This window comes from Phytobacter sp. RSE-02, assembly GCF_040578655.1.
GTDB classification, from domain to species: domain Bacteria; phylum Pseudomonadota; class Gammaproteobacteria; order Enterobacterales; family Enterobacteriaceae; genus Phytobacter; species Phytobacter diazotrophicus.
In genome coordinates, this window is the sequence record NZ_JBEULY010000001.1 from 702,813 (window position 1) to 715,498 (window position 12,686).

16 protein-coding genes and 1 tRNA gene are annotated in these 12,686 nt (G+C 55.0%); 8 read left to right on the plus strand and 9 right to left on the minus strand.

Translation table 11 applies throughout. The features are described from left to right. Positions 1 to 16 precede the first annotated feature (16 nt). Complete coding sequence (gene cobT, locus ABU190_RS03135) at positions 17 to 1,075, plus strand: nicotinate-nucleotide--dimethylbenzimidazole phosphoribosyltransferase (protein WP_354690360.1); 1,059 nt, start codon at positions 17 to 19, stop codon at positions 1,073 to 1,075. A gap of 42 nt (positions 1,076 to 1,117) precedes the next feature. On the opposite strand, the gene ABU190_RS03140 is transcribed toward cobT, so the two are convergent. Continuing rightward, positions 1,118 to 1,429, minus strand: coding sequence for a helix-turn-helix domain-containing protein (locus ABU190_RS03140; protein ID WP_041851883.1), 312 nt, complete (start codon positions 1,427 to 1,429; stop codon positions 1,118 to 1,120). 241 nt (positions 1,430 to 1,670) lie between these two features. Between ABU190_RS03140 and fusA the strand changes: the two genes are divergently transcribed. Next, positions 1,671 to 3,773 carry an elongation factor G gene (gene fusA / locus ABU190_RS03145; protein WP_041851882.1) on the plus strand — a complete coding sequence of 701 codons (2,103 nt, stop codon included), beginning with the start codon at positions 1,671 to 1,673 and terminating at the stop codon, positions 3,771 to 3,773. Positions 3,774 to 3,904: 131 nt separating this feature from the next. Here the strand turns inward: fusA and ABU190_RS03150 are convergent, their stop codons facing one another. The 3 genes from ABU190_RS03150 to ABU190_RS03160 are packed head-to-tail and all read right to left on the minus strand — an operon-like array spanning position 3,905 to position 5,098. After that, entirely contained in the window at positions 3,905 to 4,405 is a 501-nt protein-coding gene (locus tag ABU190_RS03150; RefSeq protein WP_354690361.1) for a DUF4865 family protein, read from the minus strand. Further along, a complete protein-coding gene (locus tag ABU190_RS03155) occupies positions 4,405 to 4,791 on the minus strand; it encodes a tautomerase family protein (protein ID WP_354690362.1) in 387 nt (128 codons plus the stop codon). Before ABU190_RS03155 ends, ABU190_RS03150 begins: the two co-directional genes overlap by 1 nt. 4 nt (positions 4,792 to 4,795) lie before the next feature. Then, positions 4,796 to 5,098 (minus strand): carboxymuconolactone decarboxylase family protein, encoded by a 303-nt coding sequence (locus tag ABU190_RS03160; protein WP_354690363.1) that lies wholly within the window; start codon positions 5,096 to 5,098, stop codon positions 4,796 to 4,798. 100 nt (positions 5,099 to 5,198) lie between these two features. On the opposite strand from ABU190_RS03160, the gene ABU190_RS03165 reads away from it, so the two are divergent. Further along, positions 5,199 to 6,083: a LysR substrate-binding domain-containing protein gene (locus ABU190_RS03165; RefSeq protein WP_354690364.1), complete on the plus strand. Its 885-nt coding sequence runs from the start codon at positions 5,199 to 5,201 to the stop codon at positions 6,081 to 6,083. Positions 6,084 to 6,233: 150 nt separating this feature from the next. Further along, on the plus strand, positions 6,234 to 7,259 hold the full coding sequence (locus ABU190_RS03170; protein WP_169039134.1) for an LLM class flavin-dependent oxidoreductase: 1,026 nt from the start codon (positions 6,234 to 6,236) through the stop codon (positions 7,257 to 7,259). Between the two features lie 54 nt (positions 7,260 to 7,313). Here ABU190_RS03170 and ABU190_RS03175 read toward each other — a convergent pair whose 3' ends face one another. From ABU190_RS03175 to ABU190_RS03190, 4 genes are all read right to left on the minus strand, one after another. Then, positions 7,314 to 7,649: a gamma-glutamylcyclotransferase family protein gene (locus ABU190_RS03175; RefSeq protein WP_354690365.1), complete on the minus strand. Its 336-nt coding sequence runs from the start codon at positions 7,647 to 7,649 to the stop codon at positions 7,314 to 7,316. A gap of 127 nt (positions 7,650 to 7,776) precedes the next feature. Beyond that, positions 7,777 to 8,067, minus strand: a complete 291-nt coding sequence (locus ABU190_RS03180; RefSeq protein ID WP_354690366.1) for a DUF3601 domain-containing protein — start codon at positions 8,065 to 8,067, stop codon at positions 7,777 to 7,779. Between the two features lie 257 nt (positions 8,068 to 8,324). Next, entirely contained in the window at positions 8,325 to 8,864 is a 540-nt protein-coding gene (locus tag ABU190_RS03185; RefSeq protein ID WP_354690367.1) for an ester cyclase, read from the minus strand. A 299-nt stretch (positions 8,865 to 9,163) separates the two neighbouring features. After that, on the minus strand, positions 9,164 to 10,273 hold the full coding sequence (locus tag ABU190_RS03190; protein WP_354690368.1) for an alkene reductase: 1,110 nt from the start codon (positions 10,271 to 10,273) through the stop codon (positions 9,164 to 9,166). Positions 10,274 to 10,373: 100 nt separating this feature from the next. Between ABU190_RS03190 and ABU190_RS03195 the strand changes: the two genes are divergently transcribed. The 3 genes from ABU190_RS03195 to ABU190_RS03205 all read left to right on the plus strand — a co-directional run bounded on the left by ABU190_RS03195 (position 10,374) and on the right by ABU190_RS03205 (position 12,298). Further along, a complete protein-coding gene (locus ABU190_RS03195; RefSeq protein ID WP_354690369.1) occupies positions 10,374 to 11,285 on the plus strand; it encodes a LysR family transcriptional regulator in 912 nt (303 codons plus the stop codon). A gap of 422 nt (positions 11,286 to 11,707) precedes the next feature. Continuing rightward, positions 11,708 to 11,965: an antitoxin gene (locus ABU190_RS03200; RefSeq protein ID WP_296430888.1), complete on the plus strand. Its 258-nt coding sequence runs from the start codon at positions 11,708 to 11,710 to the stop codon at positions 11,963 to 11,965. After that, the gene (locus ABU190_RS03205; protein ID WP_354690370.1) at positions 11,966 to 12,298 is read left to right on the plus strand and encodes a type II toxin-antitoxin system PemK/MazF family toxin; all 333 of its coding nucleotides are present in this window, start codon (positions 11,966 to 11,968) and stop codon (positions 12,296 to 12,298) included. It begins immediately after the preceding gene. 141 nt (positions 12,299 to 12,439) lie between these two features. On the opposite strand, the gene ABU190_RS03210 is transcribed toward ABU190_RS03205, so the two are convergent. Next, positions 12,440 to 12,515: transfer RNA gene (locus ABU190_RS03210), tRNA-Asn, on the minus strand. 6 nt (positions 12,516 to 12,521) lie between these two features. Between ABU190_RS03210 and ABU190_RS03215 the strand changes: the two genes are divergently transcribed. Beyond that, the gene (locus tag ABU190_RS03215) at positions 12,522 to 12,614 is read left to right on the plus strand and encodes a DUF5951 family protein (protein WP_222556193.1); all 93 of its coding nucleotides are present in this window, start codon (positions 12,522 to 12,524) and stop codon (positions 12,612 to 12,614) included. Positions 12,615 to 12,686 lie beyond the last annotated feature (72 nt).

Below are 12,686 nucleotides of genomic sequence, written 5' to 3' on the forward strand. Positions count from 1 at the left end.
ACTACTGAGAATTCCTATGCAAACACTGACTTCGTTACTGGCAGCAATTCCCGCGCTCGATCAGGGTGCGATGGCGCAGGCGCAACAGCATATTGATGGGCTACTCAAGCCGCCCGGAAGTCTGGGGCGTCTGGAGTCGCTGGCGGTGCAGCTTGCCGGGATGCCGGGGTTAGGCGGCAAACCACAGTCCGGAAAGAAGGCCATTATCGTGATGTGCGCCGACCACGGCGTCTGGCACGAAGGGGTGGCGATTTCACCGCAAATTGTGACGGCTATTCAGGCGGCGAATATGACGCAGGGCACCACGGGCGTTTGCGTGCTGGCAGCGCAGGCCGGGGCGAAAGTGCATGTGCTGGATGTCGGTATCGACAGCGATCCGATTCCCGGCGTTATCAATATGAAAGTCGCGCGTGGCAGTAACAACATCGCCCAGGGGCCGGCAATGAGTACCGCACAAGCGCAGGAACTGCTGCTGGAAACCATTCGCTATACCCGCGAACAGGCGGTCGATGGCGTGCAGCTTTTTGGCGTGGGCGAGCTGGGTATGGCGAACACCACACCGGCAGCGGCGATTGTCAGCGTGCTGACCGGGGAAGCGCCGGAGTCGGTTGTGGGCATTGGCGCGAATTTGCCTGAGTCGCAGCTTGGACATAAAGCGCAGGTGGTGCGTCGCGCCATTGAGGTTAACCAGCCTGAGGCAAACAATGGGTTGGATGTGCTGGCGAAGGTCGGCGGCTTTGACCTGCTGGGGATGACGGGCGTGATGATCGGTGCCGCATCATGCGGCCTGCCGGTGGTGCTGGATGGGTTCTTATCCTATGCCTCGGCGCTGGCGGCGTGCCGTATCGAGCCGAAAGTGAAGGATTATCTGATCCCGTCGCATCTTTCGGCGGAGAAAGGCGCGCGTATCGCCCTGCAAAACCTCGGTCTGGAGCCGTATCTCAATATGGGGATGCGTCTGGGAGAGGGCAGCGGCGCGGCATTAGCCATGCAACTGGTGGATGCTGCCTGCGCCATGCACAATAAGATGGGAACGCTGGCTAACAGCAATATTGTGTTGCCCGAAACGAAGTAACAAACCGCTCGAACGATCCCCTCCCCTTAGGGGAGAGGGGATTTACCTTCCCGCCTGCATCACCTGCAACAACGTATCCAGCAGCCCAGGAAAACGGGCGTCCAGGTCTTCCCTGCGTAACGAAATCATATTCTCCCGCCCCTGCGGACGCTGCCAGACCACGCCGCTGTCGCGCAGCACGCGCCAGTGATGGGTCATGGTGGACTTTGCCACATCCTCCGGGCGCAATGCATTGCAACTCAACTCACTGCCATCGGCGAGCCGCTTGATCATCGCCAGACGCAAAGGGTTACCAAGGGCGAAAAGGACGTTTTCCAGCAATATTTGTTCGGTATCGGGGTGGTTCGCAATCATAGTTTTCCTGAGTCGGCGGTTGCTCTGCTCAGCATGAGCAGCAGCCCGTATCGGCGGCTGGCCGGTAATATACCCGATGCGTACAGGCACGGCTATGCGCCATGCATCAGGACCAACAATCTCAATGATAGCGCAAAATTTAAAGATAGTACTAGAATACTCGTACAATTGGACTATTATAGTTTGCGAAACCTAACCGGCCATATCGGCCATTTATTGTCAAACTGACTAAGGACGCATCATGCCCCGACCCATCCCCCTCGAACGTTATCGCAACATCGGTATCTCCGCGCACATCGATGCCGGTAAAACGACAACCACAGAACGCATCCTGTTTTACACCGGGATGAGCCACAAACTGGGTGAAGTACACGATGGCGCGGCAACAACCGACTGGATGGAACAGGAGCAAGAGCGCGGGATTACCATTACGTCCGCGGCGGTAAGCTGCTTCTGGCCAGGTATGGACAGAGGTTATGAGCCGCATCGCATCAATATCATCGACACCCCAGGGCACGTGGATTTCACCATTGAAGTGGAACGATCCATGCGTGTACTGGATGGCGCAGTGATGGTTTATGACTCCGTTGGCGGCGTACAACCGCAGTCGGAAACCGTCTGGCGGCAGGCCAACAAATACCATGTGCCGCGCCTGGCGTTCGTCAACAAAATGGACCGCCCCGGCGCGGATTTCTTCCGCGTGGTGCAGATGATGATTGACCGCCTGAAAGCGAACCCGGTGCCGATTGTTATCCCTATCGGTGCGGAAGAGCATTTCACCGGCGTGGTGGACCTTATTAAAATGCGCGCCATTGTCTGGGACGACGCCACACAAGGGATGACCTTTAGCTATGCGCCTGTGCCGGATGATTTACTGGCCACCGCTCAGGAATGGCGTGAAAAAATGGTCTCTGCGGCGGCCGAAGCCAGCGATGAGCTGATGGACAAATATCTGGAAACGGGCGATCTGGACGAAGCGGAAATCATCGCCGGGCTGCGTAAACGCACCGTGGCCGGGGAAATCCAGCCGATGCTGTGCGGTAGCGCCTTTAAAAACAAAGGTGTGCAGCGCATGCTCGACGCGGTGATTGAGCTGATGCCATCGCCGCTGGATATTCCGGCGATTCAGGGCGTGGACGAAAAAGGCCAGCCTGCGGAACGTCATCCGAATGATGATGAGCCGTTCTCGGCTCTGGCATTCAAACTGATGACCGACCCGTACGTGGGTCAACTGACCTTTATCCGTGTCTATTCCGGCGTGCTGAAAAAAGGCGACGCGGTATGGAACCCGGTGAAAGGTAAAAAAGAGCGTATTGGTCGTATCGTGCAGATGCATGCCAACGATCGCCATGAAGTCGACGAGCTGCGGGCGGGCGATATTGCCGCCTGTGTGGGGCTAAAAGATGTGACCACCGGCGACACCCTGAGCGATCCGGATGCGGTGATAACCCTGGAGCGCATGGAGTTTCCGGAGCCGGTGATTTCGCTGGCGATTGAGCCGAAAACCAAAGCGGACCAGGAAAAAATGGGTATCGCCTTACAGCGCCTGGCGTCTGAAGATCCGTCGTTCCGTCTGCATACTGACGAAGAGTCCGGGCAGACCATTATTTCCGGGATGGGTGAGTTACACCTGGAAATTATCGTCGACCGTATGAAACGTGAGTTTGGCGTGGAAGCGAATATCGGGCGTCCGCAGGTGACTTACCGCGAGACCCTGCGTAAAGCGGTGAAAGAGATTGAAGGGAAATTTGTGCGCCAGTCCGGCGGTAAAGGGCAGTACGGACATGTTGTGCTGAGCCTTGAACCGCTGGAGCCGGGCAGTGGCTTCGTGTTTGAAGATGCTACCAAAGGCGGCGTGGTGCCGCGCGAGTACATTCCGTCTGTGGAAAAAGGGCTGCGCGAAGCCATGAACAACGGCGTGCTGGCGGGTTATCCGGTGGTGGACGTAAAAGCGACCCTGACGTTTGGTTCGTATCACGACGTCGACTCCTCGGAAATGGCCTTCCGTATGGCGGCGATCTTCGGTTTTAAAGATGGCGCGCGCAAAGCGGACCCGGCGATCCTTGAGCCGATTATGCATGTGGAAGTGGAAACGCCGGAAGAGTACGCCGGGAATATCATGGGCGATCTCTCTTCCCGTCGCGGGATGGTGCAGGGCATGGAAGAGCGTTTCGGTAGCCAGATTATCCGCGCCGACGTGCCGCTGGCGGAGATGTTTGGTTACTCCACCACGCTGCGTTCAATGTCCCAGGGCCGGGCGACCTACAGCATGGAGTTCCACCATTACGCGGAAGCCCCGCGCAACGTGGCGGACGATATCATTGCCAGTCGCGCCAAAGCGTAACCTGTTGGCTGTAACTCAAAACCCCGCTCCGGCGGGGTTTTTTACGGGCGTTGTCCTCCTCACTCTGACCCCGGAGGTATCCCCGAATAGCGAAGCCATCCGGGATATCTGCGATTCACAACCTCCCCGAACTACACCCCACTTGCCACATACCCAACCCGGTAATTCTCGCAATCCGCCTGCGGTGCAGCACCAGGATCCGCCTGCAACCATTGCCAGCGGCTCACATCCCACGCGCAAAGTCGCCCCTCCAGCGCCAGGGCCGCCAGGTCACTGTGTGCAGCAATGGGCCGCTTTCTTATCGACAGCCAGGCGGTGTTGCGCACCTCATCAATATCGGGCAGACGCAGCGCCAGCCAGGTATCAATCTGCGGCCAGCCAAAATCCTCTGTCAGCTTCTTAAAGCCGGAGCTCTGTAAAAAACGCGCCATCGCTTCGGGATTTCTCCAGACATACAGCGGCGCATAGCGATTCTCAGCGCAATGCGCGTCCTCGCGCCGGGAAAAGAGATACGCCTTAACCAGCAGGCCAGGGAAGCCGTCCAGCTTCGCGCCGTTTTCCCGGATGCGTGTCTCAATCACCGCCATGTCGTAGTCGGCAGGCAGAGTAAAGCGGTATTGCATCACAATCATTACGCCTCCTCCGACAACAAACGACCCTGGCTGAAACTCCACTCATCGGCGGTATTAAACTGGATCATCACCATCACATCATTCGGGTGAATATTTAGCGCATTTTGTAGCCGTTGGCAGAGTACGCGGCAGAGATTTTGCTTCTGCTCAGGCGTGCGGGGTTTCCCCGCGAGAATATGAAACTGAATGAAATTATCGCTGCGCCCGCCGCTTTTATAGTGGCGGTCAAACACGCGCTGGTTGACCGGTAGCGCTTCAAAAACCTGAAAACGGTCACCGGACGGAACGGAAAATTCGTCCTCCAGCGTCTGTTGCAGGATGTCGGAAATCTGCGTTATCTGCGCGTCGCTATACCCCTGGCGCAAAGTGATGCGGGTGAAGGGCATACGCTTACTCCTCTTCCAGACAGCCGAGGGCAGATACTGCCGCAGGCCAGCCCGCGTAGAACGCCAGATGGGTAAAGGCTTCGGCTAACTCTTCGCGGCTCAGGCCATTTTGCTGTGCGAAATTGATATGCCAGGGAAGCTGCTGCACGCGGCCCAGCGCCGTCAGCGCACCCAGTGTGACCAGGCTGCGCTCGCGTGGAGAAAGCGCCTCCCGTTGCCAGATATCGTTGAACAGCACGTCCTGACTCAGTTCGGCCAGCTTCGGCGCAACGCGGGCCAGGGTTTCACGATCGAGGGACTTAGCCATGATTTTCTCTCTGTATTGACAGTAAAGCGATTCTGGCGCCATAGTTTCATCCTGAAAATCAAATTATCTGCAATCTACCATCCCGTATTTCAGGACGATAATGGACAAACTTCCCTTAACGCTCGACCTCGACGCGTTGCGCAGTTTTGTAACCGGCATTGAGTGCGGCAGCTTTGCGCTGGCGGCAAGCCGCCTGTGCCGCTCGACCTCGGCGGTAAGCGCACAGCTAAAAAAGCTGGAACAGCAGTGCGATGCCGAACTGGTGGTGAAGCAGGGCCGCCACCTGGCATTAACCCGCAACGGCGAGATCCTGATGGGCTACGCCCGTCGTCTGCTGGCGCTCAATGACGAGGCGCAGCGAGCATTGAAAGGCGAGCTGCTTCAGGGGGAGATCCGTATTGGTATGCAGGAAGATTTTGGCGAATCGCTGATGCCCGGCATTCTGGGCGAGTTCAGGCGCCACCATCCGGGGCTGCGGATCATCGCCCGGGTGGATCGCAATCAGGCGCTGCTCTCGGCGCTGGATGACAACGCACTGGATATGGCACTTCTGTGGCAATCGGAAAACAGCCCGCGCGAGGGGAAACTTCTCGGCCAGTGTCAGCTTGAGTGGATACAGCATCCGGAAACGGATATTAGCGCGTTGCTGGCACAGGGCGAGCCGTTGCCGCTGGTGATGTTTGAAAACCCGTGCCTGATGCGCTCCCGCGCCATCGCCTGCCTGGATCGGGCGGGTATTCCCTGGCGCGTGGTGTTTGTCAGCCACAGTCTGAGCGGTATCTGGGCGGCGGTGCAGGCGGGGCTCGGCGTCACGCTACGCACGCGTGTCGGGATGCCAGCTCATCTTCGCGTAGCGGGAAGTACGCTGCCATCGCCGGGCAATCTGGGGATTATGCTGGCGCACGGGCACGGGAATGTGGCAGATACCGGTGCGCGAGCGAAGCTGGGGGAACTGATGGAAGCGGCGTTGTTGAATGTGAAATAAGCGTTTTTTCCCGCAGGTTAGTCAATTAATTTGATGCATTATGTTAAACAAACGATATTTATTCTCATCGGGTAATGCGTAGAGTAGTGAGCATCAAAGGTAGTGAGGTTATTTGCTGCCGACATATCCCTGAGAATAAGGACCCACGTCATGAAGAAGATTGGATTTTTGTCATTTGGTCACTGGACACCGTCGCCGCAGTCGGGAACCCGTTCGGCCGCTGACGCGCTGCTGCAATCCATCGATCTGGCGGTTGCCGCCGAAGAACTCGGAGCCGATGGCGCTTATTTCAGGGTGCACCATTTTGCGCGTCAGTTAAGCTCGCCGTTCCCGCTGCTGGCGGCGATTGGGGCGAAAACCAGCAACATTGAAATTGGTACGGGCGTTATCGACATGCGCTACGAGAACCCGCTCTATATGGCAGAAGACGCGGGTGCGGCCGATTTGATCTCCGGTGGGCGTTTGCAACTGGGCATCAGCCGTGGCTCCCCGGAGCAGGTTATTGATGGCTGGCGCTACTTTGGCTACGTCCCGTCTGAGGGGGAAAACGAGTCAGATATGGCGCGTCGCCACACTGAAGTGCTGCTGGATGTGCTGCGCGGTGAAGGTTTCGCGAAACCCAATCCGCAGCCGATGTTCCCGAACCCGCCGGGCCTGCTGCGTCCTGAGCCTTTTTCCGACGGGCTGCGCGAGCGTATCTGGTGGGGCGCAGGCTCTAACGCCACCGCAGTATGGGCGGCGAAGCTGGGGATGAACCTGCAAAGCTCGACGTTGAAAGATGATGAAACCGGCGAACCATTCCACATTCAGCAGGCAAAACAGATCCGCGCCTATCGAGAAGCCTGGGCGGAAGCGGGGCACACCCGTACGCCACGCGTTTCGGTCAGCCGCAGTATTTTTGCTCTGATGAACGATCAGGACCGGATGTATTTCGGCTCAGGCCGTGATGACAGCGATAAAGTCGGTTTCCTCGACGAGAAAACCCGCGCGATTTTCGGGCGCAGCTTTGCCGCCGAGCCGGACAAGCTTGTTGAGCAGTTGAAACAGGATGAGGCGATTGCCGAAGCGGACACCTTATTGCTGACGGTGCCGAATCAACTGGGCGTGGAATACAACGTGCATGTGATTGAGTCCATTCTGAAACATGTTGCTCCGGCGATGGGCTGGCGCGATTAAAAAGCAATAACGCCTCGCACTGTTCAAACAGGCGAGGCGTTACATTCACATCGCTTACGGCTGCGTTTGCGGTTGTAGCTGATAAATCCATGCGCTGAGCTGCTCGCCATTTGTTGTGGTGACGTCAACCTCAACGCGATCGTAGCCATCTTCAAATTCATCCAGCATTGGCCAGTGCGCCTCAAGATTATCCGAGGTAAACAGGTAACCCTGAACCTGCGGCCCGTTTTTGTGTAACACAATCCCCGGAAAATCCGCTGCTGCACCCCAGCCGCGTTCATAAAACGTGCCCGTCACATAACCCGGCAGCCATTCACCACCAATGTTTTCCAGAATATAAGCATTAGAGTGACCCGGACGTAGTGTCCCGTAGACAAACAAGCGTTCCATTTTCCCTCGTTAGCTGACGCAATATTGCCCCTCAATGGGGGAAGAAATGTCTTCAAAATAAGAGGTTATCACGTGCGTCGCAACCCGTTCTTCATCGCGTTTTATTATTACTGTGCGGCGCGACGTATCACCAGAACTGCCACCACGGGTTATATTCAACAAAATACTGTTCGAGATGTTCAGTGATATGGCTTTGTTCTTCCGGGATAGCCTGTAATCTCACCTGCACGACCTTTCCTTTGATTTTGAAAAACAGCGACAGCCCACTTTCATACGCCAAAAAACTGGAACCAACAAACTTCCAGACTTCACCTTCAAAACGGGTGACTCCGTCGTAATCGACGAAGGTTTTCGCCACCTTATAATATTTACCGGCAACGAGGTGTGCGTAGGCTTGTTTGAACTGGCGGGTGTCCATGTGGTGGGTTCCTTTGCTTGACGTTGGCAATAATAGGCGAGAAGAGAGGAATGATCATTGGCGAGGTCGAATAATAGGTTGTATGCGCAAAATGTCTGGATGTTAGCTGGGAGCGAAGAATTGAGCAGAGCGTGCACCTCTGCCCCTTATTTATCGCCACCTTGCGCGGTGTCGGCGTGCAGATGCCAGGGACGGATATTGAAATATTTCAACCCTTGCCAAACTGCCTGACAATATCACCGCTCCGGGCAGCCATTTTATAACACGCCCAGTTGTTTCATCAGGGTCAGGTTATCTTCAAGATGCCAGTTCGCAATAATTTTATTGTTCCTGACCTGATAGATATCCGTCGCGATAAAATCAACCTGCTGGCCTTTACCTTTCAATTTGCCGAAGGTTCCCGTGAAATGCCCGCGAAAATGAAGGTGCGATACCACGCGATCGCCTGTAATGATCATCTGCTCAACCTCGCAACTCAGATCCGGGACGGCGGTACGGAAGGCACGTGAGGCCAGAAGCGCGCCTTCTGGTCCCTGTTTGCGCCCCTCGGGCGGTGTCTTATCGACAAAATTATCGGCCAATGCCTCACGGGCCAGGGCTTCATCGCCCGTATTCCAGAATGTTGCATAACGTCTCGCGACAGTTTCAAGCATCGCCACATGTGCGGAAGATAACTGGTTTTCCGCAATTACTTCATGGGGTTTTACCAGTTCAAGCGGTGCAGAAAACACAGCGCTGGCCACGGGAAGAAGCATAAGTGCCGTCAGTCGTGGAGGATAAAGCGTCAACTTTTTCATAAAAAGGTCCTTTTTGTTGCCTCAGAGAAACAGGTGACTCGGGCGCATTTCAGCCGCCTGTGGGTGTAACGTCAGGATGAGTTAATCAGTGCGCCGCCTTCGGTATCCGGTAGGGTTCCGGTGACAAACGGATTGTCCATAACAAACAGGTAGCCTTTTGCGATGTCCCTGGCCTGCATCCGCTTTCCGCTGTCCCGTCCTGCAAGGATTAGGCGCTCTCCCTGTTCAGCGAGAGCGCCAGCCACGGCAAAGCCAATGCCAGAAGCTCCGCCGATGATTACTGTTTTTTCACCATCCTGTTACGTCTCGTCAGTTTTATAAAATGGGTAATCGGTATAGCCTGCGCTGTTTCCACCAAAAAGCGTGGCGGGATCGCTTACGGTCGCTAATGGAAGGTTATTCCTGAGCCGATACGGCAGGTCAGGGTTGGCAATGAACGGACGGCCAAAGGCAAACAGGTCGGCCAGACCCGCCTTAAGGAGTTTGTCCACTTTGTTCTGGGTATAATTTCCAGCGACAATAAGGGTACCGCTAAAGGTGGCGCGTAAAGTTTCACGAAAATCAGCAGGTACTTGTGGGGCATCGTCCCAGTCAGCCTCTGCGAGGTGGATATAGGCGATACCTTTCTTTTCACACCATGCAGCCAGCGCGAGGATCGCTTCAGTCACCTGCGGGTCGTTCATTCCGCGCTGGGTGATGAATGGGGAAAGGCGTATGCCCGTGCGCGTATTGCCGATGGCGTCGCTGATGGCATCCAGCACCTCCTGCGCAAAACGGATCCGATTAGCCAGGCTGCCGCCGTACTCATCGGTACGTTTGTTCGATGTCCGGCGAAGAAACTGATCGATCAGGTAACCATTACCGCCATGTACCTCAACACCATCAAATCCGGCGTTAATGGCGTTTAATGCGGCCTGCCGATAATCAGCAATAATTTGCTGAATATCGGTATGCTCAAGTGCCCGCGGTTGCGGGCAGTCAACCATATGTCCTTTCCCCTGCGCATCAACAACCCATACCTGAGCATCGGGCGCGAGCGCAGACGGCGCGACAGGTTTGCCATACTCATGGAAACCCGCATATGACATGCGCCCAACGTGCCAGAGCTGGGAAAAGATAATCCCTCCGGCACGGTGAACGGCTTCTGTGCTCAATCGCCATCCTTCAACTTGTTCAGCGGAGTGCAGACCTGGTGTCCAGGAGTATCCCTGGCCCTGAGGTGAAATCTGCGTGGCTTCTGTAATGATCAAACCCGCGCTGGCGCGCTGCTGGTAATACGCCGCCATTAATGCGGAAGGAACATTTCCTGGCTGTAACGCCCGCGCCCGCGTCATTGGTGCCATTACGATCCGGTTCTTCAGGCTCAGAGCCTTTAAGTGGTAGCTGTCAAAAAGTGTCCGATTTTGCATTTTCCGTCCCCCGTAATGAATCTGTGAAAATACTTTACGTGGCGAGAGATATTTTGATAATGGCATTAAAATATGATTATCTTTTCAGGATTTCTGAATAATGGGAAAGCTCGAAGATATGGCACTGCTGGTTGCAGTGGTGGAGGCTGGCGGGCTTTCAGCCGCTGGTCGCCGTATGGGGCTCTCAGCGGCCACCATGACCGCCAGACTAAAGGCGATTGAAGAGCGTTATCAGACCCGGCTATTCCACCGTTCCACCCGCGCCATTACGATGACGCGTGCCGGTGAGGAGTTCTATCACGCTGCACTACGTGTGCTGGAGGAAATGAACCACGCGGAGTCGCTGCTTACCCAAAAAGAAGGGGTGCTCAGCGGTAATATCCGCATTTCGGCCCCCTCTGATTTTGGCCGACAGTACCTCAGCCCGGCGCTGCTCGATTTTTCCCGCCAGCATCCAGCAGTGAAATGCTCGGTGTACCTGGGCGAAAATGTCGAAGATCTGGTCGCCAACCGTCTGGATATGAGCATTCGCTTCGGAAACCTGCCAGACAGTAGCCTGGTCGTCAGAAATATCCGCCCGAATCATAGGGTACTGGTCGCCTCAGCCAATTATCTCCGGGCGGCAGGCACACCCAATATCATTGAGGACTTACACCGCCACCGATGCCTTGCTCTGGAGCTGCGTGGCATGATCATGAATGAATGGCGTTTTGAGCACGATGGTAAACAGAGCGCATTGCGTTTTACCCCAGCCATGGTGTGCGACGATGGTGCGCTACTCCGCCAGTGGGTATTGGCTGATGCGGGTATTGCCAGCAAATCATGGTGGGATGTAAAGCGTGATGTGGAGCAGGGCAGGCTGCAACTGCTGTTTGCGGAAAGTTTTATTGGCTTTAGCCGCTTTGATAAAAAAAATGTCGGCCTGCAATTTGTCTATCCGCAGCGACGGCTGCAGCCGCTGCCGGTTACCGCCTTCACTCAGTTCTTCATTGACTGGCTGGAAAATGAGTAGAAGTCTATGACCTGCTGCTCGTTTTTTGTACGCCGTTGCGTTAGTGATATGCGCCCGAAAAAATCTGGCCTTCACGCTATCGCTGATATCTCTCCGGCGCAGCCCGGATATGGAAACTGCGCCGCAATTTGATTATCTGATTCGTCAAAATCCTTTGAACCGTATAACCCGTTTTCTACTATCGGACATGTTTAACGCGCGCCGCAATACTGCGTGAACGACATGCTCGATGACGCGAGAGAAACGGCGAGATTGCCTTTTCTTATCGGCAACGCTGCTGTCTTTGAAAACAGCCGCAACGAGCACCCTATGGATTATCGGGCTTCGCAAGGGTAAGGACACCAGTCACCATGGATTTGACTAAAAATTGCACACATACAGCCTCTGGTGTTATATTAAAATATAATATTCGGAGGTGCCCTATGTATATCGCTCGCCTTAAAAAGGTTGGAGGATCCGTCATGCTGGCGGTTCCTCCCGCCGTATTGAAAACCCTGGGGCTGTCGACGGATAGCGAAGTGGGTATGACCATTGAGAATGGCTGCCTGATTATTGAACCCCAGAGACGGCCACATTACTCGCTTGAGGAATTGCTGGCGCAGTGTGATCCGCACGCCGAAATAAGCGAAGAGGATCGGCAATGGATTGATGCACCTGCGGTGGGTAAGGAGATCCTGTAAATGGACAGAGGAGAAATCTGGCTCGTTTCACTGGATCCGACCTCCGGGCATGAACAAAGCGGAAAACGTCCGGTGCTTATCGTATCGAAGGCATCATTCAATACTTTCACCCGTTTGCCCGTTGTTGTTCCGGTCACCAGCGGCGGAAACTTTGCCCGAGCGGCGGGTTTTGCCGTCTCACTGGACGGTGCGGGAACGAAAACCACAGGTGTGATTCGCTGCGATCAGCCCAGAACCATTGATATGGACGCCCGAAACGGCAAGCGTCTGGAACGTATACCCGATGCTGTCGTGAATGAAGTGCTGGCCCGACTGGAAGCCATTCTGAGTTGAGATTTTGCGCAAAGGCAGGGAAGTTTGGTGAGTGTTACATCATCGAAGCGAAATGCCCAAAGCCCGACTGCATATCGGGTGCAGAAGAAATATCAGGGACAGAAAAACAAAAAGCCTGCTCGAAAGCAGGCTTCTTAAATTTGGCTCCTCTGACTGGACTCGAACCAGTGACATACGGATTAACAGTCCGCCGTTCTACCGACTGAACTACAGAGGAATCGGTGTGGAGTCGTATCTTAGCGGCGAAAAAACTTTTGTCAAACCTGATTTCAGGCGGTTTTGTGCAACTGCCGCAAATCACGGCAGTTTGCTGTAATTAACAACAATTTTTTGGAAATGCTTTGCAGGATCACGAATTCTACCCCATCATTTGAAATGAAGTTTCATC

What these genes read in the sequence shown, in the direction of transcription:
- cobT (WP_354690360.1), top strand. Translation starts at nt 17, where the DNA reads ATGCAAACACTGACTTCGTTACTGGCAGCAATTCCCGCGCTCGATCAG.
- ABU190_RS03140 (WP_041851883.1), bottom strand. Translation starts at nt 1,429, where the DNA reads ATGATTGCGAACCACCCCGATACCGAACAAATATTGCTGGAAAACGTC.
- fusA (WP_041851882.1), top strand. Translation starts at nt 1,671, where the DNA reads ATGCCCCGACCCATCCCCCTCGAACGTTATCGCAACATCGGTATCTCC.
- ABU190_RS03150 (WP_354690361.1), bottom strand. Translation starts at nt 4,405, where the DNA reads ATGATTGTGATGCAATACCGCTTTACTCTGCCTGCCGACTACGACATG.
- ABU190_RS03155 (WP_354690362.1), bottom strand. Translation starts at nt 4,791, where the DNA reads ATGCCCTTCACCCGCATCACTTTGCGCCAGGGGTATAGCGACGCGCAG.
- ABU190_RS03160 (WP_354690363.1), bottom strand. Translation starts at nt 5,098, where the DNA reads ATGGCTAAGTCCCTCGATCGTGAAACCCTGGCCCGCGTTGCGCCGAAG.
- ABU190_RS03165 (WP_354690364.1), top strand. Translation starts at nt 5,199, where the DNA reads ATGGACAAACTTCCCTTAACGCTCGACCTCGACGCGTTGCGCAGTTTT.
- ABU190_RS03170 (WP_169039134.1), top strand. Translation starts at nt 6,234, where the DNA reads ATGAAGAAGATTGGATTTTTGTCATTTGGTCACTGGACACCGTCGCCG.
- ABU190_RS03175 (WP_354690365.1), bottom strand. Translation starts at nt 7,649, where the DNA reads ATGGAACGCTTGTTTGTCTACGGGACACTACGTCCGGGTCACTCTAAT.
- ABU190_RS03180 (WP_354690366.1), bottom strand. Translation starts at nt 8,067, where the DNA reads ATGGACACCCGCCAGTTCAAACAAGCCTACGCACACCTCGTTGCCGGT.
- ABU190_RS03185 (WP_354690367.1), bottom strand. Translation starts at nt 8,864, where the DNA reads ATGAAAAAGTTGACGCTTTATCCTCCACGACTGACGGCACTTATGCTT.
- ABU190_RS03190 (WP_354690368.1), bottom strand. Translation starts at nt 10,273, where the DNA reads ATGCAAAATCGGACACTTTTTGACAGCTACCACTTAAAGGCTCTGAGC.
- ABU190_RS03195 (WP_354690369.1), top strand. Translation starts at nt 10,374, where the DNA reads ATGGGAAAGCTCGAAGATATGGCACTGCTGGTTGCAGTGGTGGAGGCT.
- ABU190_RS03200 (WP_296430888.1), top strand. Translation starts at nt 11,708, where the DNA reads ATGTATATCGCTCGCCTTAAAAAGGTTGGAGGATCCGTCATGCTGGCG.
- ABU190_RS03205 (WP_354690370.1), top strand. Translation starts at nt 11,966, where the DNA reads ATGGACAGAGGAGAAATCTGGCTCGTTTCACTGGATCCGACCTCCGGG.